Origin of the sequence: Solemya velesiana gill symbiont, from assembly GCF_002020805.1 — a bacterium.
Taxonomy (GTDB): domain Bacteria; phylum Pseudomonadota; class Gammaproteobacteria; order Chromatiales; family Chromatiaceae; genus Sedimenticola_A.
Genome location: NZ_MPRJ01000057.1, coordinates 1 through 22,840 on the forward strand (window position 1 = coordinate 1; position 22,840 = coordinate 22,840).

At 56.0% G+C, this 22,840-nt stretch carries 20 protein-coding genes, 2 pseudogenes and 1 riboswitch; of the genes and pseudogenes, 15 read left to right on the top strand and 7 right to left on the bottom strand.

Going from position 1 to position 22,840, the window contains the following annotated elements:
• The first annotated feature begins 480 nt into the window (after nt 1-480).
• The 8 genes and pseudogenes from BOW53_RS09095 to BOW53_RS09130 all read left to right on the top strand — a co-directional run bounded on the left by BOW53_RS09095 (nt 481) and on the right by BOW53_RS09130 (nt 8,556).
• On the top strand, nt 481-666 hold the full coding sequence (locus BOW53_RS09095) for a hypothetical protein (protein WP_135607060.1): 186 nt from the start codon (nt 481-483) through the stop codon (nt 664-666).
• 136 nt (nt 667-802) lie between these two features.
• Nucleotides 803-1,021, top strand: a riboswitch (cobalamin riboswitch).
• Nucleotides 1,022-1,114: 93 nt separating this feature from the next.
• Entirely contained in the window at nt 1,115-2,959 is a 1,845-nt protein-coding gene (gene btuB, locus BOW53_RS09100; protein WP_078487684.1) for a TonB-dependent vitamin B12 receptor, read from the top strand.
• Between the two features lie 7 nt (nt 2,960-2,966).
• Complete coding sequence (locus BOW53_RS09105; RefSeq protein ID WP_078487685.1) at nt 2,967-3,827, top strand: energy transducer TonB; 861 nt, start codon at nt 2,967-2,969, stop codon at nt 3,825-3,827.
• A 23-nt stretch (nt 3,828-3,850) separates the two neighbouring features.
• Nucleotides 3,851-4,458: pseudogene (gene cobO / locus BOW53_RS09110) on the top strand (cob(I)yrinic acid a,c-diamide adenosyltransferase).
• 1 nt (nt 4,459) lies between these two features.
• The gene (locus tag BOW53_RS09115) at nt 4,460-5,287 is read left to right on the top strand and encodes an ABC transporter substrate-binding protein (RefSeq protein ID WP_078487686.1); all 828 of its coding nucleotides are present in this window, start codon (nt 4,460-4,462) and stop codon (nt 5,285-5,287) included.
• Nucleotides 5,284-6,306 (top strand): FecCD family ABC transporter permease, encoded by a 1,023-nt coding sequence (locus BOW53_RS09120; protein ID WP_245832081.1) that lies wholly within the window; start codon nt 5,284-5,286, stop codon nt 6,304-6,306. The genes BOW53_RS09115 and BOW53_RS09120 overlap by 4 nt, the downstream gene beginning before the upstream one ends.
• Entirely contained in the window at nt 6,303-7,103 is an 801-nt protein-coding gene (locus tag BOW53_RS09125; protein WP_078487687.1) for an ABC transporter ATP-binding protein, read from the top strand. Before BOW53_RS09120 ends, BOW53_RS09125 begins: the two co-directional genes overlap by 4 nt.
• Nucleotides 7,096-8,556 carry a cobyric acid synthase gene (locus tag BOW53_RS09130; RefSeq protein WP_078487688.1) on the top strand — a complete coding sequence of 487 codons (1,461 nt, stop codon included), beginning with the start codon at nt 7,096-7,098 and terminating at the stop codon, nt 8,554-8,556. The genes BOW53_RS09125 and BOW53_RS09130 overlap by 8 nt, the downstream gene beginning before the upstream one ends.
• A gap of 189 nt (nt 8,557-8,745) precedes the next feature.
• On the opposite strand, the gene BOW53_RS09135 is transcribed toward BOW53_RS09130, so the two are convergent.
• Nucleotides 8,746-9,165: a hypothetical protein gene (locus tag BOW53_RS09135; RefSeq protein WP_078487689.1), complete on the bottom strand. Its 420-nt coding sequence runs from the start codon at nt 9,163-9,165 to the stop codon at nt 8,746-8,748.
• 43 nt (nt 9,166-9,208) lie between these two features.
• On the opposite strand from BOW53_RS09135, the gene BOW53_RS09140 reads away from it, so the two are divergent.
• A complete protein-coding gene (locus BOW53_RS09140) occupies nt 9,209-9,493 on the top strand; it encodes a hypothetical protein (protein WP_078487690.1) in 285 nt (94 codons plus the stop codon).
• A 57-nt stretch (nt 9,494-9,550) separates the two neighbouring features.
• On the opposite strand, the pseudogene cobD reads toward BOW53_RS09140, so the two are convergent.
• The 6 genes and pseudogenes from cobD to cobU all read right to left on the bottom strand — a co-directional run bounded on the left by cobD (nt 9,551) and on the right by cobU (nt 14,319).
• Nucleotides 9,551-10,524 (bottom strand): annotated as a pseudogene (gene cobD / locus BOW53_RS09145) (threonine-phosphate decarboxylase CobD).
• Nucleotides 10,517-11,413 carry an adenosylcobinamide-phosphate synthase CbiB gene (gene cbiB / locus BOW53_RS09150; protein WP_078487691.1) on the bottom strand — a complete coding sequence of 299 codons (897 nt, stop codon included), beginning with the start codon at nt 11,411-11,413 and terminating at the stop codon, nt 10,517-10,519. The pseudogene cobD and the gene cbiB overlap by 8 nt, the downstream one beginning before the upstream one ends.
• On the bottom strand, nt 11,410-12,153 hold the full coding sequence (locus BOW53_RS09155; protein WP_078487692.1) for an adenosylcobinamide-GDP ribazoletransferase: 744 nt from the start codon (nt 12,151-12,153) through the stop codon (nt 11,410-11,412). The genes cbiB and BOW53_RS09155 overlap by 4 nt, the downstream gene beginning before the upstream one ends.
• Nucleotides 12,150-12,749 carry a histidine phosphatase family protein gene (locus tag BOW53_RS09160; RefSeq protein ID WP_078487693.1) on the bottom strand — a complete coding sequence of 200 codons (600 nt, stop codon included), beginning with the start codon at nt 12,747-12,749 and terminating at the stop codon, nt 12,150-12,152. Before BOW53_RS09160 ends, BOW53_RS09155 begins: the two co-directional genes overlap by 4 nt.
• Before the next feature lie 2 nt (nt 12,750-12,751).
• The gene (gene cobT, locus BOW53_RS09165; RefSeq protein WP_078487694.1) at nt 12,752-13,801 is read right to left on the bottom strand and encodes a nicotinate-nucleotide--dimethylbenzimidazole phosphoribosyltransferase; all 1,050 of its coding nucleotides are present in this window, start codon (nt 13,799-13,801) and stop codon (nt 12,752-12,754) included.
• On the bottom strand, nt 13,798-14,319 hold the full coding sequence (cobU, locus tag BOW53_RS09170) for a bifunctional adenosylcobinamide kinase/adenosylcobinamide-phosphate guanylyltransferase (RefSeq protein ID WP_078487695.1): 522 nt from the start codon (nt 14,317-14,319) through the stop codon (nt 13,798-13,800). Before cobU ends, cobT begins: the two co-directional genes overlap by 4 nt.
• 447 nt (nt 14,320-14,766) lie before the next feature.
• Between cobU and BOW53_RS09175 the strand changes: the two genes are divergently transcribed.
• The 6 genes from BOW53_RS09175 to lexA all read left to right on the top strand — a co-directional run bounded on the left by BOW53_RS09175 (nt 14,767) and on the right by lexA (nt 22,658).
• Nucleotides 14,767-16,089, top strand: a complete 1,323-nt coding sequence (locus BOW53_RS09175; RefSeq protein WP_078487696.1) for an SPOR domain-containing protein — start codon at nt 14,767-14,769, stop codon at nt 16,087-16,089.
• Between the two features lie 465 nt (nt 16,090-16,554).
• A complete protein-coding gene (locus BOW53_RS09180; protein WP_078487697.1) occupies nt 16,555-18,561 on the top strand; it encodes a sodium-translocating pyrophosphatase in 2,007 nt (668 codons plus the stop codon).
• A 113-nt stretch (nt 18,562-18,674) separates the two neighbouring features.
• Nucleotides 18,675-19,097, top strand: coding sequence for a hypothetical protein (locus BOW53_RS09185; protein WP_135607061.1), 423 nt, complete (start codon nt 18,675-18,677; stop codon nt 19,095-19,097).
• 133 nt (nt 19,098-19,230) lie between these two features.
• The gene (locus BOW53_RS09190) at nt 19,231-20,943 is read left to right on the top strand and encodes an ATP-binding SpoIIE family protein phosphatase (RefSeq protein ID WP_078487699.1); all 1,713 of its coding nucleotides are present in this window, start codon (nt 19,231-19,233) and stop codon (nt 20,941-20,943) included.
• Nucleotides 20,944-21,045: 102 nt separating this feature from the next.
• Complete coding sequence (locus BOW53_RS09195) at nt 21,046-21,960, top strand: GGDEF domain-containing response regulator (protein ID WP_078487700.1); 915 nt, start codon at nt 21,046-21,048, stop codon at nt 21,958-21,960.
• Nucleotides 21,961-22,043: 83 nt separating this feature from the next.
• The gene (lexA, locus tag BOW53_RS09200) at nt 22,044-22,658 is read left to right on the top strand and encodes a transcriptional repressor LexA (protein ID WP_078487701.1); all 615 of its coding nucleotides are present in this window, start codon (nt 22,044-22,046) and stop codon (nt 22,656-22,658) included.
• The last annotated feature ends 182 nt before the right edge of the window (nt 22,659-22,840 follow it).

The window sequence follows — 22,840 nt, forward strand, 5'->3', positions numbered from 1 at the left end:
GCGGTGTATTTCCTCTGTTGGTTGTTGATCCGCCAAGATCAATCAACAGAGTACACCGCTTTTTAAGTCAGCTCATACACCAGAAATCATCATAGCTCCTAAGACACGGGGAGGAGGCAATTCAAAAACTACTGGCCGTTCCGTTGCAAAATCAACGGGGTTTTTCCCTTACAAAGAAGAGCTGGAGCTTTCCTCCCGTGAGTTCTGGAGCAAGGATGAGCTTTTGTATATGAAAATGGGCGAGCTAAAAAATCAGGACGTAGCAGAAGCCATTATCAATGGTTGGCTCAAAAGCTCCCATCCGTTGCAAGGTCAAAGAAGTTAGGCAAGTCCACTATAGCGAGAGGTATTCACCAGAGAAGATAAGCAAGTTCAGGGAATCAGTGATTGACAAGCAAGACTGCTATACCCCTCTGACTCTGGCCAGACAGGAATACCAAGAGCGGCAAACTAAGCTGTTTGGTGAGCCGTTACGTTTCGATGATGAAGATAGTCATTAAGCTCCGAGATGGAGATGCGGGTCATGTACAGATTGAGGAGGAGAGGTACTTTGCGTCAGGTGAGACAGAAACATCTGTCACAGTGGCATCGGCTCTGGCAGAAGAGATGTTGACGCTGATTGGGAAGTTGGGAGAGGCAGAAGCACTACCTGCAAGTGAGGATTGACACAGGCTATCCATAGAAAAGCTCTCCGACAACATGCCGGAGAGCTTACGCAAATGATGCTAATTGTCTGGCCTTAGCCAATCAACATCCGTCCGGTGAAAGTGGGGCGTTTGACTTGAAGCACGCCTCAACTTACAGTAGCGGCTCCTTATCAGGTGTCCTGCAAGTTACCCGACTTGCATGACGAAACGGGAAGCCGGTGAGCCATAAAGCGATTCCGGCGCTGCCCCCGCAACGGTAATTGAGTAGAAAGTTGGGCAAAAAGCCACTGCACGGAAGTGTGGGAAGGCGCTCAACCTGGGCCAATCAAGGCACACTCATAAGCCCGGAGACCGGCCTGCTAGGCAACGATGGTGCAGCGGCGGGCGGCTACCTGTGTACATACACCCCCCTGCTCCTTATCCCTTTTTCAGCGCGCGGGTGTGCGCACAATTAGGAGCTAGTTTTCATGCGGTCCCTGTTTCCATTGGCCTCCTTGGCCTTGCTATCCACTTTATCAACTGTTTCAGTCGCCGAGCAGCCCGAAATGCTTGCCCCCGTTGTCGTGACTGCTTCACGTACGGCGGAGACTGCCGACCAGGCACTCTCCTCTGTCACGATCATCGAACGAGAGGAAATAGCGCGCTACCAGGCCACGGATATCACTGCATTGCTGACCGGACTTGCAGGCGTAAATATCGCGGCCAATGGCGGTATGGGTAAAAACAAGGCTGTCCACCTGCGAGGCACAAACAGCTCCCATACACTGCTGCTTATCGATGGCATCCGTGTCGGTTCCGCCACCCTGGGCACTCCTGCATGGTCACTGATACCCATCAACGACATTGAACGCATCGAGATCGTCAGGGGCCCCCGCTCAAGCCTCTATGGTTCGGATGCCATCGGTGGCGTCATCCAGATTTTCACCCGCAAACGTGGCGATGAGCATAAAACAACACTGGAAGCGGGCATCGGATCGAACAACCGTGCAAAACTGGGTGCAGGCATCTCAGGCGGCAACAAAAACGGTCGTTACAACCTAACCATAAGTGGTGAAAGGACAGATGGGTACGATACCCATGTCGATACTGAAACCGACGATGACGGTTACGACAACATCAGCATCAATGCCGGGTTCAACCGCAAGCTGAGTGAAACTGTTGAACTCAGCGGCCAGCTCCTCAGAAGTCAAGGCGAGAACGAATTTGACGGCAACAGCTATAACGGCAATACCTCGGATTACCTGGAGCAGAGCGCCGGACTGGCCGTAACTGCTCAGATCAACGACCTGTGGGAAAGCACGCTACGACTCGGCCAAAGCAGGAACGAGAGCGACGATTACTACAACGGCAGCTATGTCAGCTCCTTCAATACCCGTCGCGATCAGCTCAGCTGGGAAAACAACTTTCACCTGAACGACAGCAACCTGTTGACCGCCGGTTTCGATTACCTCGATGACCATGTAAGCGGCAGCCAGGCCTACTCCATAACCGAGCGTTCAAACAAGGCACTGTTTGCCCAGCATCGCTTTTTTGGTGAAGTGAGCGACCTCCAGGTGGGCCTGCGCATTGACGATAACCAACAGTTCGGAAAACACACCACCGGCAATATCGCCTGGGGACTTTCACTTGATGAGAACCTGCGACTCACCGCTTCAGCAGGCAGTGCATTTAAAGCACCTACATTCAACGACCTCTACTGGCCCGCCACCCCATGGTCCAGTGGCAACCCCGGCCTGCAGCCTGAAAAGGCCCGCTCGTACGAACTGGGCCTGGAAGGCAGCTGGTCTGCGTTTCAATGGAGCATTAGGGCCTATCGAAGCAAGATCGAAAACCTGATCGATTGGGCCTGTACCGCCAACTGTAACGACGCCGACCCCTGGAATGACTTTTGGCAGCCATCCAATGTTGGCAATGCAAAGACCGAGGGCTTGGAACTGCAAGCCTCAACCAACCTGCATGGCTGGGATAGCCGCTTTACAATCAATCTGCTGGACCCAACAGACGAATCCACCGGCAACACGCTGCCCAAAAGGGCCAAGGGTAGTCTGCGTATCGACCTCGATCGTACATTCGGACGCTGGAATCTCGGCGGCACCTTGCTGGGCGAGAGTGGACGCTGGAACAATCCCGACAACACGGTCAGGCTTGGGGGCTACGCTATAGTGGATCTGAGAGCAGGTTACAGGTTGAACCCGGAATGGCAAATTCGTGGCACCATAGACAACCTGCTTGACCGTGATTACGAGACGTCTGACGGCTATCCAATGCCTGGACGGGATTTTTTTCTATCCGTTGTCTACCAACCCAAGTGACCGAAACATGAACCAGCCAGCAGGACAGCAACAGGTCATCCAGCATGGAATGCTGCTGGCACTGCTTGGCTCATGCGCACTGCATGCTGCGCTGATGGGCAGCTGGTTTCCTCGGTCAGACACCAGAACCGGTCTCCAGGAGACGGGATTGCAACCCCTGCATATTTCGGTAATGAGCAGTGACAGGCAAAGCCCTGACAAACCATCCACCTCGCTATCCAGCACTCCCCTCCCTGCTAAACCGACAGTTCAGAACGCCAACGCCCAGGATCCGCTATCACCGAAGACGGAAACATCAAGCAAACCGGATAAACCCCACCGCACAAAGAATCTCGTACAGGTCAAACCCAGTACCGCGATCGCGACCAAAGCACCTGCCCGGCCCCCAACGCCAAAGGCAACCCGAGTAGTCAGTAAAAAGCCGACCACGGCAGAAGTGGCCAAACCCTCAGCCGACGCCCGGAGAAAGCAGACTGCTCCTACCGACATACGAGAAGGTGCTGATCATAGCCAATCACCCATAGACACGGCCATTGCGCAAAAAAGCACCGACAATCTTTCCATCAAGGTTGAAACAAGGCGATGGATAAAACTCTGGTTGGAGCAGGAGATGCATAAACACTTCCGCTATCCTGGTCTCGCCAAGCGACGCAATATAGAAGGCACCGTAACGCTCACCCTCATTGTACAAAAGGATGGACGCATTGAAGGGGTTGAGATCGCAAACAGCTCAGGCCACGGCATTCTCGACTGGAATGCACGAGACACTTTAACGCGAATAAAACAGGTGCAACTCGGCAGCCCCCTCCTACTGAGCCAGGCCATGGAGTTCACCATGCCGGTGATCTACCGCCTAGATAGAGGCTGAACAACAGAGTATCGATAAAAGCCATGAACCAGGAAGAAGATCGCAACACACGACACAAGGCCAGAATGGCGCGAAAAAAAGCGCTGATGGATGATCGCATTCAACAGGCCAGGCAGGAGAAGGGCCTCCTGCTCGTGCACACCGGAAACGGCAAGGGAAAAAGCAGCTCCGCATTCGGCATGCTGGCAAGGGCATTGGGACACGGCATGCGAGCCGCAGTGGTTCAGTTCATCAAGGGTAAGGATGCCACCGGCGAGGAGCGTTTTTTTCAGCCTTGCCTAGTGTCGAGTTTCACGTGACCGGAGACGGCTTTACCTGGGACACCCAGAACCGTGACCAGGATATCGCCACTGCCCGGAAAGGCTGGGCACTCGCCCTGGGCTTCCTGAAAGACGACGATATCGACATGCTGATCCTTGACGAGTTGAATATCGTTCTCAAAGAGCGCTACCTTCCCGTCGAAGAGATCGTAAAGGCATTGAACGCACGCCCCGGACACCAGCATGTTATCGTCACCGGAAGAGGCGCCCCCCAGGAGTTGATGGATGCGGCGGATACGGTAACGGAAATGCGCCTGGTCAAACACGCCTTCACTGCAGGCATCAAGGCTCAGCCCGGGGTCGAATTCTGAGATGATGCTGTCGCGTTCAATTCTCATACTACTGCTGGCGCTCTTCTCAGCGAATACCCTCGGCGCAAAAAAACCGATGCGCGTGGTCTCAACCAATCTCTGCACCGACCAACTGCTGTTGATGCTTGCAGAACCTGGACAGATTGCATCGGTCTCACACCTCGCCGTGGAGCCGGAGAGCTCTTACATGGCTGAACAGGCGAAGCGTTATCCCCTCAATCATGCAGAGGTGGAAGAACTGCTCACCCTTAAACCCGACCTCATAGTGGCCGGCGCCTTCACAAAGAAGGCAACTGTCAATCTGCTGCGCGAGCTGGGTTACAGGGTAGAGGTATTCCCCCTGACCTCAAACATTGCAGAGATCAAGCGCAACGTTGAGCACATGGCGCAGCTTCTGGAGCAGCGGGCTAAAGGTGATGAACTGGTTCAGGAGATGGAGAAGCGTATCTCCACAGTACAGGCAGAGGTGCCCAACCGTGCCCTTCCCTCCCTCTTTTACCAGCCCAGGGGCTATACCAGCGGCAGAAACACACTGCATGATGAAGCCTTGATATTGACCGGCTGGCGCAATGTGGCCTCAGAGCATGGTGTCAACGGCTACGGTGTAATCGACCTGGAGAGCGTGTTGCTGGCTGAGCCTGTGCAGTTTTTCACTTCTGACTACGGTCAAGGGTCCGATTCACTGGCCCAGCGCCAGCTGCAACACCCGGCCTTGAGGCTGATCACCGGCGGAAAGCCCATGGTCAATGTCGGGTTCCGCTACTGGATCTGCGGCGGCCCCATGATCGCCGATGCCATTGAGCAGCTTGCGGAGATCCGCAATCGATGAGCACCCTCACGGCCAAAACCGCCTCAGAGATGAACCAGGGCATGCTTCTGGCCCTGCTGGGACTGTTGGTTGTCAGCCTGGTCGTTATCTCCCTGTTCATCGGCAGTAACCCCATACCGGTATTCCAGGCGCTGCAGGAGAGCCTGGACGACACACCCACCGTACTCTCCATGATCCTGACCGAGGTTCGCCTGCCCAGGGCCCTGATCGCCGCCTTTGCCGGCGCCACCCTGGGGCTCTGCGGTGCTGTCATGCAGGGACTGCTGCGCAACCCCCTGGCAAGCCCCGGCCTGGTGGGCAGCTCCAGCGGCGCCGCCTTCGGTGCAGTGGCGGTACTCTATTTTGGCCTCGGCACTACCTTCTGGGCAGCACTGCCCCTCGGCGGCATGCTGGGCGCACTGGGTGCAACCCTGCTGGTCTACCTGCTTGCCGGGCGGGACGCTTCCATCGTCACACTGATCCTCGCGGGCGTGGCCATTAACTCACTGGCCCTGGCGTTGATCTCCCTGCTTCTCAACCTGGCGCCAAGCCCCTACGCCGTACGTGAAATCGTGCTCTGGATGCTGGGCTCCGTCGCCAGTCACAGCATGAACGAGTTCTGGATCATGCTGCCGGGTGTGCTGCTTGGCAGCCTGCTGGTGACCGGCAACGGTCGTGCCCTGAATGCCCTCACCCTCGGCGAGGACACCGCCCGTTCCATGGGTATCAATATCGTTCGCCTGCGATGGCAGCTTTTCCTGGCAGTCGCCCTTGCCGTGGGCTCGGCGGTTTCGATCACCGGCGCCATCGGTTTTGTCGGCCTGGTGATTCCCCACCTGTTAAGGCCACTGGTAGGTTACATGCCCGGGCGCCTGCTGCCTGTGAGCGCCCTGGGCGGCGCCGCCATGTTGCTGATGGCGGATATTGCAATTCGCCTCTTCCCTGCGGGTACCGAGATCAAGGTCGGAGTGTTGACCGCCCTGGTCGGCGCCCCCTTCTTCCTCTACCTGATTCTCAAGACAAGACGGGCACAGCTATGAACAGGCTGATGGGAACAGGGCTGAGCATGGAGATCGCCCAACATAAGATTCTGCAGGAGACGGACATTCAGCTTGCACCCGGAGAGTTGTTGGGGCTCATCGGCCCCAACGGCGCCGGAAAATCCACACTGTTGCGGGGCCTGGCAGGACTGCTCGACCTCTCAGCAGGCGATGTCACCCTGGATGAACGGGACCTGCAGAGCTACCACCCGGATGTACGCGCCCGCAAGATTGCCTACCTGGCACAAAACGGCGAAGCACACTGGCCGATCAAGGTACAGCGCCTCGTCGAGCTCGGCCGGACACCCCATCTCAGCGCCTGGCAGCGCCCTGGCGGCACAGATGAGGAGATCGTCCACAATGCAATGAGAGCAACCGACACCTGGACATTGCGCGATCGAATCTTCAGCACGCTCTCCGGCGGTGAACGGATGCGCGCACTGATCGCCAGGGCGCTGGCAGTGGAACCGGAGATTATTCTTGCTGATGAACCGGTGGCAGCCCTGGACCTGGCACATCAACTGGATGTCATGGAGCTGTTACTGGACCACTGCCGGGCAGGCGGATCTGCCATCGTGGTACTTCACGATCTTCCCCTGGCCGCCCACTACTGCAACAGGCTTCAGCTCCTGGACAAGGGGAGAACAATAGCCGTTGGTGTTCCCTCGGAGGTGCTGACCCAGGAAAACCTGCACCAGGTCTACAACCTGGTGCCCCGCAGCGAGTCCTTCTCTTCTGATATCTTCACCTTGCCCTGGACCACCTCCCGGTCACAAGGCGGCACAGGCCATGAATAACCGCACCTTGATGATCCAGGGCACCACGTCCGATGCCGGGAAAAGTGCCCTGGTCGCTGCCCTCTGCCGAGTCTTCATGCGCAGGGGGCTCAGAGTCGCCCCCTTCAAACCCCAGAACATGGCGCTCAACAGCGCGGTTACACCTGAGGGTGGAGAAATCGGTCGCGCCCAGGCGGTACAGGCCCAGGCTGCCGGACTCGATCCCCACGTGGACATGAACCCGGTACTGCTCAAGCCCAATACCGACACCGGCTGCCAGGTGATCGTACAGGGGCATGCCGTTGAGAACGATATGGGCGCCTGGGACTATCACGCCTACAAATCCACCGTCATGCCGTCCGTGATGGTCTCCTATGAACGCTTGGGCAAAGAGTATGAGTACATCCTGGTAGAGGGAGCCGGCAGTCCGGCAGAGATCAACCTTCGCGACGGAGACGTGGCCAACATGGGGTTCGCGGAAGCGGCCGACTACCCAGTACTGCTGGTGGCCGATATCGACAAAGGTGGTGTATTTGCCCACCTGGTAGGTACCCTTGAATTGTTGGCGCCCTCAGAGCAAGCACGCATCAAGGGTTTCATCATCAACCGCTTCCGTGGCAACCTGAGTATTCTGCAGCCCGGGCTGGATTTGCTGGAGGAGCGCACGGGCAAACCCGTGCTGGGTGTTCTGCCCTACCTTCATAATCTGCACCTGGAGGCAGAAGACGCCATTGCCAGGGGAGTTGAAACCGCCTCAGACCCAGGGGCATTGAAGGTCCTGGTACCGGTTTTTCCCCGCATCAGCAATCACACCGATCTCGATCCGCTGAAATTTCATCCCAGGGTCGAGGTCACATGGGTTGGAGAGGGTCAGCCGCTGCCCCCTGCCGACCTGGTGATACTCCCGGGCTCAAAGAGCGTACGTGCCGACCTGCAGTGGCTGCGCGATCAGCAGTGGGACAAGGCCATCGCCAGGCACTTGAGATATGGCGGAAAGCTGCTCGGTATTTGCGGGGGCTACCAGATGCTCGGCAAGATGCTCCACGATCCTGACGGCATCGAAGGGCCGGCCGGAAGCAGCAGGGGGCTCGAGCACCTGGTGATGGAGACCACCCTGCAAGCAGAAAAACAGCTGCACCAGGTCAGCGGCACACTTGCCATTAGGGATGCACCGGTCACCGGTTATGAGATTCACATGGGAGCCTGCAAGGGCCTGGCACTGGAAAATCCGCTTATCAATATCTCGGGGCGTACAGATGGCGCACGCTCCCCTGACGACCAGGTCGCCGGCACCTACCTGCACGGCATCTTCGAATCCCGCGAGGCCTGTGATGCGCTTCTGCAGTGGGCAGGCATGGCCGAGGCAAACACCCCCGATTACCATCTACTGCGTGAACGGGAGATCGAGCGTCTCGCGGATGCCGTCGAGCAGCACCTGGATATAGAACGGATCCTGTCCATTACCCGGTCCTGATCAACACGGCATCACAACTTTCACCGTTGACATGGCTGACCCAGCGGTCGATCTATTGCAGATTGATATAAAACCACCATAATTGAGTGCGTGTCTGTTATCAGGATACTGCACATGATGCACCGTTCATTTCGGAACTGGGCCGTCATCCTTCTCGTGGTTTTAATACTGCCGACAACCTCTCATACGTCACCCGCAGCTGGGGTAGGCGCGCCAGTGAATGTTGAAAAAAAGGACCTCTTCAGCCGGCTCGTCCATACCGTTGCCGAGGCTGAAACGGCCCAGCGTCAGGATTTCGCATGGATCGCACTCTCCGAGATAGCCCATGCCTATGAGCGGGAACTGGAAGACAGCGCAGGGGAAATCCACAGATCGGAACGAAGAACCCGAAAGCTTGTACGCTGGCAAAAAGGCATGCGCGGATTCGTTGAAGAGCTTCACGCCCTTATCGAACAACTTCCCACCGCTACTGAAATCGAAATCCAGACCACGAACGCAGGCCCGGCCATCCTTTTCGTCAGCAACAATTCGGTGGTACTCAGTGGACCCGAGAACGGCATGGCCAAAATCATGGAGCGCCGCATTATCGATACCTATTGTTCGATCCATGACTGCAGCGGACTCCAGGACGAACCCGAACCGTCTCCTCCGAATGAGCAGCCGATGGGCAAGGGAAAGGGGCTATACCAATTACAAGGCCAACGTGGACATCCTTCACCATCAGGCCAACACCAACCTCCCCCACGTCTATGTCATCGTGGTAAAGACCTCCTACAAGACATTGCGGGGAAAAGAGCGCACCAGTTACGGCTGCGGTTTCAGTCATGCCCACTATGACCATGCCCTGGTGATGGCACTGTGGGATCTGCAGGCCTTTTCATGGGGCTGGAACCAGGAGAAACACGGCTACGAGATCGTAGAGCAGTTGCAGTACTGAAAGATTACTCACCATCGCAGTGACTTCCAGGTGCAGTACGACTGCGCTATTGACCCCCTACCCGGCCAAAACCTGTTCGAGCCTCGTCCACTCGTCTTCTGTTCCGGGAAGGCCGAACCGCAGGGAAGAGATATCCCGGAAGATCCTCACCAGAACACACTGGTTTGCCAGGCTATAGTAGAGCATTGACACTTCATGGGTGTGTACCAGTTGAAACAGTGCCGTACCGCCCGTGGGTTTCAAGTCGTGACGTGAAAGCAGATCGATCAGGCGTTTTTCCGATTCTTCAAGTCTTGAGCGGGCTTCAGTCTGCCAATGCTTATCCGCCAGGGCACGGGATGCGACCCAGCGCGCAGGACTGCTGACCGTCCAGGGACCGCAGCGTTCTCTGAGCGTTTCCGTTATCTGCGCTGTTGCCAAGACAAAACCGCAACGAATGCCGGCCAGGCCGAAAACTTGCCCAGTGAGCGCAGCACAATCAGTCCTTCACTGTTGCTCCCCGATGCAAGGCTCTTTTCCGGCTGAAGATCGATAAACGCCTCATCCGCGACCAGCCATCCGCCGCGCTCAGATAACTGTTTGTGCCACTGGAAACAGCGTTCTTTTTCAATCATCAGGCCATCCGGATTATTGGGCCGAACGATCACCAGGACATCCAACTGGGCCAACGCGTCATCGATCTGGCCGAAGCCGAGCCTGACCACGTCGTGTCCCGCCTCCTTCCAGGCACGGTGATGTTCAGAATAGGTGGGGTTCAGAACACCTACACGGCAGGGCTCCCTCAGCAGCGGGAGCTGTTGGATCGCCTGCTGGGTACCGGCAACAGGCAGCAGCCCCTGGCACCCGTAGTACACTTCAGCGGCCTGCTCCAACCCATCCTGAGCTTCTGGCAGACGCTTCCAGGCAACCTCGGGAATACCAGGTACAGGCCATCCCCGGGGATTGATACCGGTAGAGAGGTCGAGCCACTGCGCCACCGGCCTGTCATAGCGTTTTGCTGCCTGTATCAGGTTTCCACCATGCTCAAGCAATTAGGAGACTCCCCATAAATACGACAGCGAGCCAGAGAAACAGGCCCTTGTGAACCAGGTCCAGGGCACAGTAGATATCCGATACCCCGGGATTATCCCCTACTCCGAAAACAGCTTTATCCACCTGTTCCCCCCCATAGACCGCCGGTCCGCCGAGTTCCACCCCCAGGGCATCGGCACCTGCCGTCATGGCTGGACCGTCATTGGGACTGGCCAGCAGCTGCGCCTGGTCGCGCCAGCAATCCATGGCCTGGGAACAATTGCCCACCAGGGCATAACTGAATGCAGTCAGGCAGGCGGGTATCCAGTTGAGCAGATCATCCAGCCTTGCAGCGAACCAGCCGAATGAGTTGAACCGCTCGGTTCGGTAGTCCCACATGGCATCCAGGGTATTGACCAGTCGGTAGAGCACCACGCCAGGCGCTCCCGGGATGAGAAACCAGAACAGCGCACCAAACACTGCATCCACACCGTTCTCAAGTACGGACTCTATGGTGGCCCTGGTAACGGCGTCTTCATCCATACCGGCACTCTCTCTGCTGACCATCAGGCTGACCTGGGTTCTCGCCCCCTGGAGATTACCCTGCGCCAACTCGGAAGCTACCGCCATCGCATGCTCCTCGAGACTTCGCGCACCCAGTGCAACATAAAGCAATACCAGGCCGACCAGCCCTCCCAAGTAGATTTCCAGTAACCAGGTTAGGAGCGTAAAAGGCAGTACCGTAACGACCACGGCGAGTACGCCGTTGAACCTTGCGTCCACTCTTTTGTTGAATCGCCTTTCAGCCCAGTCGGCCAGTCGGCCGAAACCCACCAGTGGGTGCCACCGGGGGAGTTCTCCCAGCAGACGGTCAGCAAGCAAAGCCCCCAGGGCAAGCCATACACTCATACAGCAAACGCCATGCTGACCAGGGCGACGGCCTCCAGAAGCTCACAGATGGCTCCGGCCACATCACCGGTAACACCGCCGATGCGTCTCATCACTGCCGCTTTCAAAAGGATGAAACCGGCAATAACGAAAACACCCACCAGCAGGAGGTGCCAACCGAGAAACAGGCTGCAGAACAGGGCGGAGGCCAGAACTACAACCTGGGCTCGCTCCCAGGGCAGGTGCTCTGCCAATACCGAGCCCAGGCCTTCCGGCCGGACATAGGGCATATAACGCAGGGCTGCCACCAGGCCGGCTCGCCCGATCAGGGGTGCAAGCAGCAGGGCACTCCAATAGTCGCCATCCAGCAGCGTCTCCAGTGCGGCAAACTTGATAAGCAGCACCAGTACCACCGCGGTAACGGCCATGGGTCCGGCATGGGTATCCTTCATGATTTCGAGGGTGCGCTGGGCGTCGCCCTGCCCGCCAATCCATGCATCTGCCGTATCGGCCAGGCCATCGATATGCAGTGCACCGGTGATGCCGACCCACACCGCCAACAGCAGGGCAGCCTGCAAGGCAGCTGACGCATCTGCAAGCAGAAGATACAACGCACTGAGAACAACACCGATCACCAGGCCGACTAGGGGATAGTAAAGCACCGCCCTGCCCTGGACAGACGCATCGGGCATCTCATCGCCACCTGGAACCGGCAGCCGGGTTAGAAACTGCAATGCAAGCAAAAAGGGCTGGAGTTTCATACCAGGTCGCTTCCGCAGTGGAAGACCAGCCTGGGAATCCCCCCACCGATGCGCAGCCGGCTGATTCCGGCAAAGGGAATCTCCATTCGAAACAGGTTGACCAGGGGTATGCCAAGCACATTGGCAATGATCAGGCGATTGACGCCGCCATGGGCGACTACGAGCAGATGCTCGCCCTGGTGACGTGACAGAATATCCTCCCATGCCGCTTCCACCCGCAGCTTGAACTGCTCCAGGGGTTCTGCACCGGGCGGCGTATGCTTTACCGGATCACGCCAGAAGTTGGATATCGCTTCCGGGTGCTCTTCGTAGAGTTCCGCAGGCAACCTGCCCTCCCATTCGCCAAAACCAATCTCACGCAGTCGATCCTCGGTGGATAGGGAGAGATCGAGCTTTTCACTGAGCTCCTCTGCAAACCTGAAACAGCGGGTCAGCGGTGAACTGATAATCCTGTCCCAGGAGGCCGGTTCACTCACCGCCTCGCGCATCTGGCTCCAACCGGTCTCGCTCAACGGATCATCCTGCCAGCCCCGTATCAGCGTACCCCCTTCGGGTTCACCGTGGCGCATAAGATCGATAATCGTCTCTTTTTCCATTATCAACCCTCGGACACACCGGCATCGGCAAAAGTCGCCATACCATTGTGCAGATCACAAGCCAGTCTCAACAATGGTACCGCGGTCGCTGCTCCACTTCCCTCGCCCAGGCGCATGGAGAGATCCAGCAAGGGCTCAGCAGCCAGCGCTTTCAACATGGCGCTGTGACCTGGCTCTGCAGAACGATGTGAAAAGATCAGCCACTCCCTCAACGCCGGCTGATACCGCACTGCAACCAGGGCTGCAACGGTCGCGATATAGCCATCCACCAACACGGGTACGCCCCGTTGGCCGCACGCCATATAAGCACCGGCGAGGGCTGCCACTTCAAACCCACCGACACAGCGAAGCGCTTCCAGGGGCTGCTCGTGTAATCTGTCGTAACGTTCAAGGGCCTGCCTGATCACCTCGGCTTTATGAGAGACTCCTGCCTTGTCGAGACCGGTTCCCGGCCCGGCAAGCTCATGTGGTTCGCACTGTAGAAGCGCGCAACCAATTGCCGCTGATGCGGTAGTGTTGGCAATGCCCATGTCCCCGCCGATAAACAGGTCGCTGCCTGCTTCCACGGCACGCACCACGGATGACCGACCGGCATCCATCGCCCTGTAGAGCTGCTCCTGGGTCATGGCATCCTCGTGGTGCAGATTGGCGGTTCCGTCACCGGCACGATCGCTGATCACGCCGGGCATCTCTCCCGGATCAATTGCTGTACCGACATTGATCACCTCAAGCGTCGCCCCCAGGCTCTTCGCGAGCACACTTATAGCGGCTCCCCCGGCAGCGAAATTGGCAACCATCTGCACCGTCACCTCCTGGGAGAAAGCGGAAACGCCTGATGCCGCCACACCGTGATCAGCAGCGAACACGGCGATATGAACACGTTCCACTCCCGGCTTCTCGCGCCCCTGGAGTGCACCCAGATTTATGGCCGTCTCCTCGAGTCGCCCAAGAGAGCCCGGCGGCTTGGTGAGCTGCTGCCGCCTTTCGGCAGCCAGGTTGGCCACTTGGCTGCTGGGTGTCTTGATCTGGTCGTTCAGCCAATCCGCAATCACGTACTTGCCCCCTTCAGGTAGTGCGGTAGACCCGCCACGGTTAATATCACTCGATCGCAACGGACAGCCATCGCCTGGTTCAGCCACCCAGCTTCGTCCTGAAAACGCCGGTTCAGTTCACCCAGAGGAACAATGCCCATGCCGACCTCGTTGCTTACAAAAATCTGTCTGCCTGGCAATTCAGGCAGACACGCCAGCAGCGCATCCCGCTCTTTCTGAAAAAGCCCGGGATCCTCATTCAACAAGAGATTGGTAGTCCAGAGTGTCAGGCAGTCGATCAGCAGCACTCTGTCATCATCGGCATTGGCCCTGAGGGCCTCGGCGAGGTGAAAGGGCTCTTCTACCAGGCTCCAGTTTTCAGCACGCCTCTCTTGGTGCAGGCGGATCCTCTCAGCCATCTCCTTGTCTTCAGCGGTGGCCGTTGCAAGATAGACCACCTCGAGACCACTCTCCTGGGCGAACTGTTCAGCAAGGGCGCTTTTACCGGAACGGGCACCACCGATTATCAGCTCTTTCATCACCTGTCACAGGGTCCATATCAAATGGTAAAAAGAGTGTAATTATGGGGGTGCAGACAGATAGGGTAAACCGCCATCTGCAGATTTATTCCCACTTTGTTGTCTGCCCTGCTGGATAAGCGAAAGCCACTTCAACTGGCAATCCCAACCCTGGCTGCTTAATAGCCACAATCAAAATGTAGTTGTTTTTTCATTATTTACTTATACTCTTATCATTTATAAAAGTGCGGCAGTTAAGACTTTCTATCTGAAACTAAAACCGATAGTTACGGAAGAACAATGGATAAGAATACCTAGACTGCTGCATCTCAATCAGGCACGGAAAAACTCGTATCCCTGAACCAGGGCAAGAACTCCCCTGCCTCTGATCTGAATTCAAAACTCTCCCGTATCGATGTCGATCTCTCAGGACTGACAAGACGACTGGAGTCGACAGACACCCGGTTGATGAATCTTCACTTTGAGATGAAATCCCAGAAGAAGATTGCAGATCAACTCGATGAAACCCATGCCGGACTCCAGGAGCAGCAGGTTGCCTACCAGGAACTGATACAGCAGTCGGTAAGACTGACCAGAGAGACAGACGAGCTAGCCGAGAGCCTGAAGTCACAATCAGAGGAGATCGCAGAACAGCGTGATGAGCAGTCTGAACTGAAGCGCATGGCAAGGTTGCTTGAGAGTAAAACCACCCAGTTGGGTGAGAGTCTCCATTCAAGGCTTGCCGGGCTGACCGCCACCATCAAGGCAATGGAAACCCGCTTTGGCGATGAGATCGCTACTGTTGCGAAGGCATCTGAATCTCGTGACCAGGCACTGTCAGAGCGGATCGAGCAGGTCTCCATCAACACGACGGCTGCGGTGAATGAACTCTACAAGCGATTCACCGCAAAGACGGACCAGATGGATTCCGGACTGCAACAGGCGAACCACGATATCGAAACACTCTTCGGATCCTCCAGGGAACTGGCTCAACATACCGGAAACCTGCAACAGCAGATTGGTGTTGTGGATGTCCGGACAGCGGCCCTGGAAACACGTGCGGATGAACTGGAAGACCGTGCGGAACAGCAGCAAACCGGTACCGAGACCCTCTCCAATGCATCCCGCCGGCGATTTCAATGGGTCACCGCTTCCCTGATGGTTCTGCTGCTGTTGGTTGGAATTGTTGGTTATTTTCAATCCATCAACTGGGACCAGGAAGCCGTGAAGAAAAACCAGCTGGCCGAGCAGCTGACTACCCAGAACCAGATTGTGCAGAAAAACAGTGATGAACTGGTAGCCTTGGAGAGCCATTCCGCAAGTCTGCATGCCTTCCAGGTTGAGATGCAGAAGGCAATGGACACGGAACTTATGGCTCAACAGGAGAAGATCAACCAATTACAGGAGAAGACCAAATCCATCGAGGACAAGAGCGACAGTGCCAATGGACGTATTAGCGCAATGGCACCCCATCGCCAGTTTGGTGAAGACAACGTGATCCATGGCCCTGCCTGGCTAAGTAAACAGAACCCGGACAGCTACGTCATCGAACTGCGCACTGTCAGTGAGAAAAGTGCCCTTTACCAGACAGCACAACGTTGGAGCCACTACCTGAAAGAGAATCTCGCCTACTACGAGACAGAATCAAACAGCGCCAAGCAGTATGTCCTGGTGTATGGTGTTTTCAGTGATATTGCCAGCGCCAGGAGCGCGGGCCGCGTTCTGCCGGCCATCGATCCCTGGAACCGTTCCCAGGTGAAGCAGCTGCGTACGCTCAACGCAAAAATCTGACCCAATCTCAGCAGGCTGGGCAGCCCCCAGCCTGCTATATCCCCCTCAGCCATACTCCCTTCAACCAAGGCACTATCGCCTCTTATCAAGATCCATTTCCACCGCTGACCGCCATGGAAGGCTGAAAGCCGAGGCGGTTAGTCCCCGGTAGCCGTGAAGCCGCACTGCTTGCCCGTCGTGTGCGCAGCACGCTAGAGGGTGGGGACTTGGATGTCCCAAAATCTTTCACGAGGTCGAAGACTCGCTTGTACTTTCACAGTTACCCCTGGGTGATTTGATCAAAGTCATCACCGTCATCAAAAAATCAAGGTGTTAACAGCTATATTGACACCCAAATCCGCTTTCTTTTGAGTGGATGTTACGTTTATACTAAAGATCATTTAAATTAATCGCTACATTCGGCCAGCTTATTTGCTGGTGCAGCATCAAAAACCAAGGAAACACCAAAAAAACCGGAAACCACCAATGAGCATTGACATCCTTCTGCCCCCCATATTGGGCTTGGTCGGACTACTCGTCGCCTTCAGAATCTACAACCTGGTAATGACCTACTCCACCGGGAACGAAAAGGTCACAAAGATCTCGGAACACATTCATGTCGGAGCCATGGTGTTTATGCGTCGTGAATACTCCATGCTGCTCATATTCTCTGCCGTATTGGTTGTGTTCCTGTTCATATTTCTTGGTTTCAAAACAGCAGTGGCATTCGTCGTCGGCGCCGCGGCCTCCGGCGGGGCGGGCTATATAGGTATGCATTCCGCGACACGTGCCAACGTGCGCACCACCACCGCTGCTCATGAACATGGCGCACCAGAGGCCCTCACCATCGCCTTCTTCGGCGGTTCCATCATGGGCCTGTCTGTCGCCTCTCTGGGTCTGCTTGGTCTTGGCTCTCTCTACCTTTTCTTCGGAGGTGATCCGGAAACCGCTCACGCCATTCACGGTTTCGGCATGGGCGCTTCCACCGTCGCCCTCTTCTCCCGTGTCGGCGGCGGCATCTACACCAAGTCGGCAGACGTAGGAGCTGACCTGGTAGGCAAAATCGAAGCCGGAATTCCCGAAGACGATCCGCGCAACCCCGGCGTGATTGCCGACAATGTAGGCGACAACGTAGGCGATGTCGCGGGTATGGGTTCCGATATTTTCGAATCCTATTGCGGCGCCATGATCGCCACCATCGCCATGGCTTCAACCATGGCGGCGGATATTATCGATCCCCTGGGTCAAAGACCGGACCTGATGTTTCTGCCCCTGGGACTCGCCTCCGTCGGCCTGATCTGCTCCATTCTGGGTATCCAGATCGTGCGCATGTCCTCCAGCAAAAGTCCCGAGGTGGCACTACGCATAGGTACCATAGGGGCAAGTGTCCTGTTCATCATCTCCTCGTACTTCGTCATCCAGCTGATCGGTGTCTCCTGGCTGATCTGGGTCGCCGTACTCAGCGGCGCAATCGGCGGCATCATCATCGGACTGGTTACCGAGTACTACACTTCCGGCAAACCGGTCAGAAAGATTGCCCATGCAGGTGAAACCGGCCCCGCCACCATCATGATCACTGGGCTGGCGGTAGGCATGGAATCGGTGGTGATTCCCCTGCTGACCATCAGCGCTATTATTTTCGTCGCGAGCTCCCTGGTGGGACTCTACGGTGTGGGTATTGCGGCTGTTGGCATGTTGGCCACCGTCGGCATCACCATGGCCATCGACGCCTACGGCCCCGTTGCCGACAATGCGGGCGGCATTGCCGAAATGGGAGGACTGGGTGAAGAAACCCGCAAGATCACCGACTCCCTGGACGAGCTGGGCAACACCACCGCTGCCATCGGCAAGGGTTTTGCCATCGGCGCGGCGGCACTGGCAGCCCTGGCCATCATCACCGCTTATGTTGAAACGGTGTCGGCCAACGTCACTGATTTCAACCTGGATCTGAGCAACCCGACGGTGTTGATCGGCTTGTTCATAGGCGGCTTGCTACCCTTTCTGATCGCATCGATTACCATGACTGCTGTGGGTGATGCTGCCTTTGAAATGATCAAGGAGATCCGCCGCCAGTTCAAAGAGATCCCGGGACTGCTTGAAGGTCATGCAGACCCTGACAATGCGCGCTGCGTGGATATCGCAACCACCGCCGCTCTCAAGAAAATGATCCTGCCTGGCGTCATTGCAACCCTGGCGCCCATGGTAGTCGGCTTTATCATCGGCCCGGAAGCCTTGGGTGGCATGCTTGGCGGCGCCCTGCTCTCCTGCGTTCTGCTGGCCCTTATGATGGCCAATGCCGGCGGTGCCTGGGACAACGCCAAGAAGCACATCGAGAAGGGCCACCATGGTGGCAAGGGTTCTGATCCCCACAAGGCTGCGGTGGTCGGCGACACCGTGGGCGACCCCTTCAAGGATACTTCCGGCCCCTCCATGAACATTCTGATCAACGTGATGGCCATCGTCAGTCTTGTCATCGCACCCCGGTTGGTCTGATCTCACAGCCGCTGCCCTGCCCCAACCTGGGCAGCGGTCACCCTCATCCGCTTTTCTTCATATCACTGTTTTTTTCCCATTTATGTCTATAATCGTGCAACCCATCAAACGAGTTGCCCAGTGATATTAACCGCCTCGGCCTGCTCAGGTTCGTCGCTCCTGCCGTTCACCAACACGATCAACTCTTTTCAACCTCGCCAAAGGCAGAAATATCCAATTGCGAAATCATCCAGGTAACCAACCTGGAGACGGGAGAGATCGAACATCACGGTCTTGCCAAGATTGAACCCACCTCTGCAGCACAAGACGTCATTGAGCAGCTTAACGGTAGTGATCTCAACGGCCATAGCATGGTGGTAAGGCAATTCGTTCGCCGCTCCCCTTTCAGGGATCGACGAATAAACGACCCGCATCCTCTGCCCTCCGACATCGAAGAGAAACGCCAGGGGAACCGCAGACGCCCAAATCTGAAAGTTGAAATTCTTCATGCAGGTTCTGCCCGCTTCGTGGTAAGTAACGAGCAACCCATCAGTTAAAACAACAAACCCCGCCTCACTCTTCAATCTCACTCAAGCACCCGAAAACTGCTTTCTGCAGAAGTGCTAACATCAAGATAGATAAAGAGGTACCGATTACATATCAAGTCGGTCGAAGAAGCGGGGAATCCTGATGAATTCCATGGAGAATGTTATCAAGGGCAAGGCACTCATTGCAGAAACCGATCATCAAACCAGTTCAATTCTGAAGTTCCATCTGGAAGCGTCCGGATATGAAGTCATCCAGGCATCGGATGGCGCAGAAGCAGTAGCGTCATTCAAAACCTCTCGTCCCGACATCATATTCCTGAATATCCACCTGCCAGAGATAAACGGCTTCCAGGTGGTGACTGATATCCGCGCAAGTGAAGACAAGCACTTGGTCCCTATCATTTTCCTTTCCGCAGAAGATGACGAACAGACCCTCTCAAAATGTATCGAAGTAGGTGGTGACGACTTTCTCAGAAAGCCGTTATCCAGGACCATCATCCAGGCAAAGCTTGTTGCCCTTGAGCGTACTCGCACCCTGCGCCACGAAGTCAGTAATCTTTACAGTCAAATGCGAAAAGACGAAGAGTTGGCCGAATCCCTCTTCAGCGGTGCCGTGGTCGCCGAGAATGTTGCCCTGGAACAGATTCCAACCCTGCTGCGTCCCGCAGAACTGTTCAGCGGCGATGTCTTGCTGACGGCCTATGCACCCTCGGGTGATCTCAATGTACTGTTGGGCGACTTTACAGGCCACGGCCTCTCTGCAGCCCTGGGCGCTCTGCCGATGTCCGAAGTCTTTCGGGCCATGACAGTGAAAGGCTTCGCTCCCCATCAGATACTTGCAGGCATAAACCGTAAACTGCTCTCCCTGCTGCCGACTGGAAAATTCTTTGCCCTGCAGTTTATCTCCATCAGCAACAAGCTCGACTTCATCACCGTCTGCAACTGCGGCATGCCCGACATACTGCTACTGGATGGAGAGAGCAGAGAGATCAAGCAGCGCTTCAGTTCCAACAGCATACCCCTCGCCATCACCCTGGACATCGACTTCAAGCAGATCGCCATGCACTCCAACGTCGTTGAAGGCGACCGGATACTCCTGGTCAGCGACGGCGTATCCGAAGCCAGGAATGCGGCGAATGAGTATTTCGGTCAATCCCGCCTGGAAGACGCCATCACCAGCATGCCAACGGGTGAATCCGCCCTCAACAGCATCGCAAGGGCACTGGATGAGTTTTGTCTGGGCGCACCCCAGAATGATGATATCAGTCTTGCAGAGGTCCCCTGCTCCCCCGCCATACTCACGAATTGGGAATCGCGTTCAACCGCCAGCCTGGAAACGGAACTGGGAGAAAAAGCGGGGGATATCGCAGAGTTCACCCTGACATTGACCGGCAGTCGCTTGCGCCAGGCCGATCCGATCCCACTGGTCATCAATCACATTCAGGAGATGGAAGGGCTGCACACCCACAGACGCCTGCTCTTCACCGTACTTACCGAGCTCTACATCAATGCCCTTGATCACGGCGTTCTCAAAATGGACTCACAAATGAAAAACTCCCCTGAAGGATTCACCAAGTATTTCACGGAGCGCGAAAACAGACTCTCAAGTCTATCCACAGGATTCGTAAAGATTCAGGTCAGGACCCAACCGATGATCAACGGAGGGCGAATGAGTATTCGTCTTGAGGACAGCGGCAGTGGCTTCAACTTCCCTGAATACATGAAAGCCGGCGACGACCCCGGGACAGCGTTCTCAGGACGAGGAATCCTGCTGCTGAAGGAGTTGTGCGAAGCCGTCACCTATGAAACCCCGGGCAACAAGGTAGAAGTGATCTACAGCTGGACCGACGAGTAGCTTAAGCACTTGACACCCATATGGCTTGGTGCCCCACATCATTTGATTCAGAGCTATATTTAAGGCAGGAAAAGAGACCTTTTGGGGTTAACGGACAGTGCAATGAAGATCCTCCTGATCGAAGGCAGCATGGATGAACGCCAGAGCCTGGTTTCACAGCTCCAGAGATGGGGACACGAAGTCGTGTGCGCAAACAGCGCCAATGAGAGTTTCCAACTCATCGAGCAGTCTCCACCCCGGTTCATCATCCTCGATACAACACGCCCCGATCTCGATGAAGAGAAACTGACCCAACAGCTTCGCCACCTGATCAAGGCCTATGTTCCCATCGTACTGCTTGTGGACAGTGTCGACCCTGACAGGATACTGAGTTGCATTCAGTCAGGGGGGAGCGACTACCTGCTCAAACCAGTCAACACCAACCAGCTCAAAGCCAAGATACTCTCCATGCAGCGCTGTTCAAGTACCATGCGGCAACTGGAAGAGCACGTACACCATCCAGAACAGGTAGGCGATCTGGATGAAACCACCGGGGTAGCCAATAGAAACGTTCTGGACCAGAGCCTGCAGAATGAAGTCGCACGCTGCACGAGATACAACCTTCCACTTTCCGCCATTCAGATCGGGATGGATCATTTCAAAGACTATAACGACAAATACGGACACCTCGCCGGCGATAAATGCCTGAAGAAGATTGCCGGCATCCTGAAAAAAGAGATCAACCACCCCACCGACCTCGTCTGCCGCTTCGAAGAGGACATCTTCACGGTACTCCTCTCCGATACAGGCACTGAAGGCGCCTTGTTCGTTGCCGAGAGAATCTTCAACACCATACGTGAGATGGCCATACCACACCGGGATAACGGCGTATCCGAGATCGTCACCCTGAGTATTGGCGTTGCTTCACTCTTCCCAGACCCCTGCACCGTTCCGAACCAGATCATCGACAACGCCCATGAGGCGATGAAACGGACCAAGGGTCTTGGTCGGGCGCGGATCGAGCGTTACGAAGCATAGTGAATTAATTCATGACAAAGGGTTTCCTATTTGTTCTATCCAGTCTACAATAGAACAGTGATAGAACTTAAGGATGTCACACCATGGCACTTGCACTGACCCGAAGACAGCAGGAAATCTACGATTACCTCAAGGAGCACCTCTGGGAGTTCCCTCACCCACCGACCCTGGATGAACTCTGCACCGCCCTCGGCCTCAGTTCCAAGGGATCCCTGCACAAACAGATCCAGGCCCTGATCGAGGCCGGTCTCGTTGCCCCCATGAACAACCGCAGGAGAGGTATCAGGCTGGCTGAAGAGGACGCGGAACTGCCGGACGAAAACGCCCTGCCCATGATGGGCTATATCGCCGCAGGCCGACCGATAGAGGCGATCGACCACCAGGAGACTGTCCAGGTGCCTGACTTCCTGAGGACCAGCAAGTCCTGTTATGTTCTCCAGGTGAGAGGCGGCTCGATGATCGAGGAAGGGATCATGGATGGCGACCATATCGTCATCGAACAGCGGGACTCTGCCCGCAATGGAGAAATCGTCGTCGCCCTGGTGGATGGCAGCGAGGCCACCTTGAAACGGATCGAGCAGAAACAGGGGGCGGTAATTCTGCACCCGGCAAACTCGACTATGGAGGCTATGACCTACTCACCTGACCAAGTGCAGATCCAGGGTATCCTGGTTGGCCAGATGCGTCGTTATCACTAAACTCTTGAATAGCCAAAGCAGGAGCGAACTTGTTCGCGAAAGGTGTTGATTAATTTCTCTAGGCTGATCGCGAACAAGTTCGCCCCTAGTGGGCCATGCGGTTAATTCGGCAACGCATTCTTTGCCCTATTCACCGAGGCAATAATTTTCTCAGCACTCTTGGTCCACTGGAATGGCTTGGC

Bases quoted from the DNA above. Each gene is read 5' to 3' on its own strand.
- BOW53_RS09095 (WP_135607060.1), top strand. From the start codon at position 481: ATGATGAAGATAGTCATTAAGCTCCGAGATGGAGATGCGGGTCATGTA.
- btuB (WP_078487684.1), top strand. From the start codon at position 1,115: ATGCGGTCCCTGTTTCCATTGGCCTCCTTGGCCTTGCTATCCACTTTA.
- BOW53_RS09105 (WP_078487685.1), top strand. From the start codon at position 2,967: ATGAACCAGCCAGCAGGACAGCAACAGGTCATCCAGCATGGAATGCTG.
- BOW53_RS09115 (WP_078487686.1), top strand. From the start codon at position 4,460: ATGATGCTGTCGCGTTCAATTCTCATACTACTGCTGGCGCTCTTCTCA.
- BOW53_RS09120 (WP_245832081.1), top strand. From the start codon at position 5,284: ATGAGCACCCTCACGGCCAAAACCGCCTCAGAGATGAACCAGGGCATG.
- BOW53_RS09125 (WP_078487687.1), top strand. From the start codon at position 6,303: ATGAACAGGCTGATGGGAACAGGGCTGAGCATGGAGATCGCCCAACAT.
- BOW53_RS09130 (WP_078487688.1), top strand. From the start codon at position 7,096: ATGAATAACCGCACCTTGATGATCCAGGGCACCACGTCCGATGCCGGG.
- BOW53_RS09135 (WP_078487689.1), bottom strand. From the start codon at position 9,165: ATGGATCGAACAATAGGTATCGATAATGCGGCGCTCCATGATTTTGGC.
- BOW53_RS09140 (WP_078487690.1), top strand. From the start codon at position 9,209: ATGAGCAGCCGATGGGCAAGGGAAAGGGGCTATACCAATTACAAGGCC.
- cbiB (WP_078487691.1), bottom strand. From the start codon at position 11,413: ATGAGTGTATGGCTTGCCCTGGGGGCTTTGCTTGCTGACCGTCTGCTG.
- BOW53_RS09155 (WP_078487692.1), bottom strand. From the start codon at position 12,153: ATGAAACTCCAGCCCTTTTTGCTTGCATTGCAGTTTCTAACCCGGCTG.
- BOW53_RS09160 (WP_078487693.1), bottom strand. From the start codon at position 12,749: ATGGAAAAAGAGACGATTATCGATCTTATGCGCCACGGTGAACCCGAA.
- cobU (WP_078487695.1), bottom strand. From the start codon at position 14,319: ATGAAAGAGCTGATAATCGGTGGTGCCCGTTCCGGTAAAAGCGCCCTT.
- BOW53_RS09175 (WP_078487696.1), top strand. From the start codon at position 14,767: ATGAATCTTCACTTTGAGATGAAATCCCAGAAGAAGATTGCAGATCAA.
- BOW53_RS09180 (WP_078487697.1), top strand. From the start codon at position 16,555: ATGAGCATTGACATCCTTCTGCCCCCCATATTGGGCTTGGTCGGACTA.
- BOW53_RS09190 (WP_078487699.1), top strand. From the start codon at position 19,231: ATGAATTCCATGGAGAATGTTATCAAGGGCAAGGCACTCATTGCAGAA.
- BOW53_RS09195 (WP_078487700.1), top strand. From the start codon at position 21,046: ATGAAGATCCTCCTGATCGAAGGCAGCATGGATGAACGCCAGAGCCTG.
- lexA (WP_078487701.1), top strand. From the start codon at position 22,044: ATGGCACTTGCACTGACCCGAAGACAGCAGGAAATCTACGATTACCTC.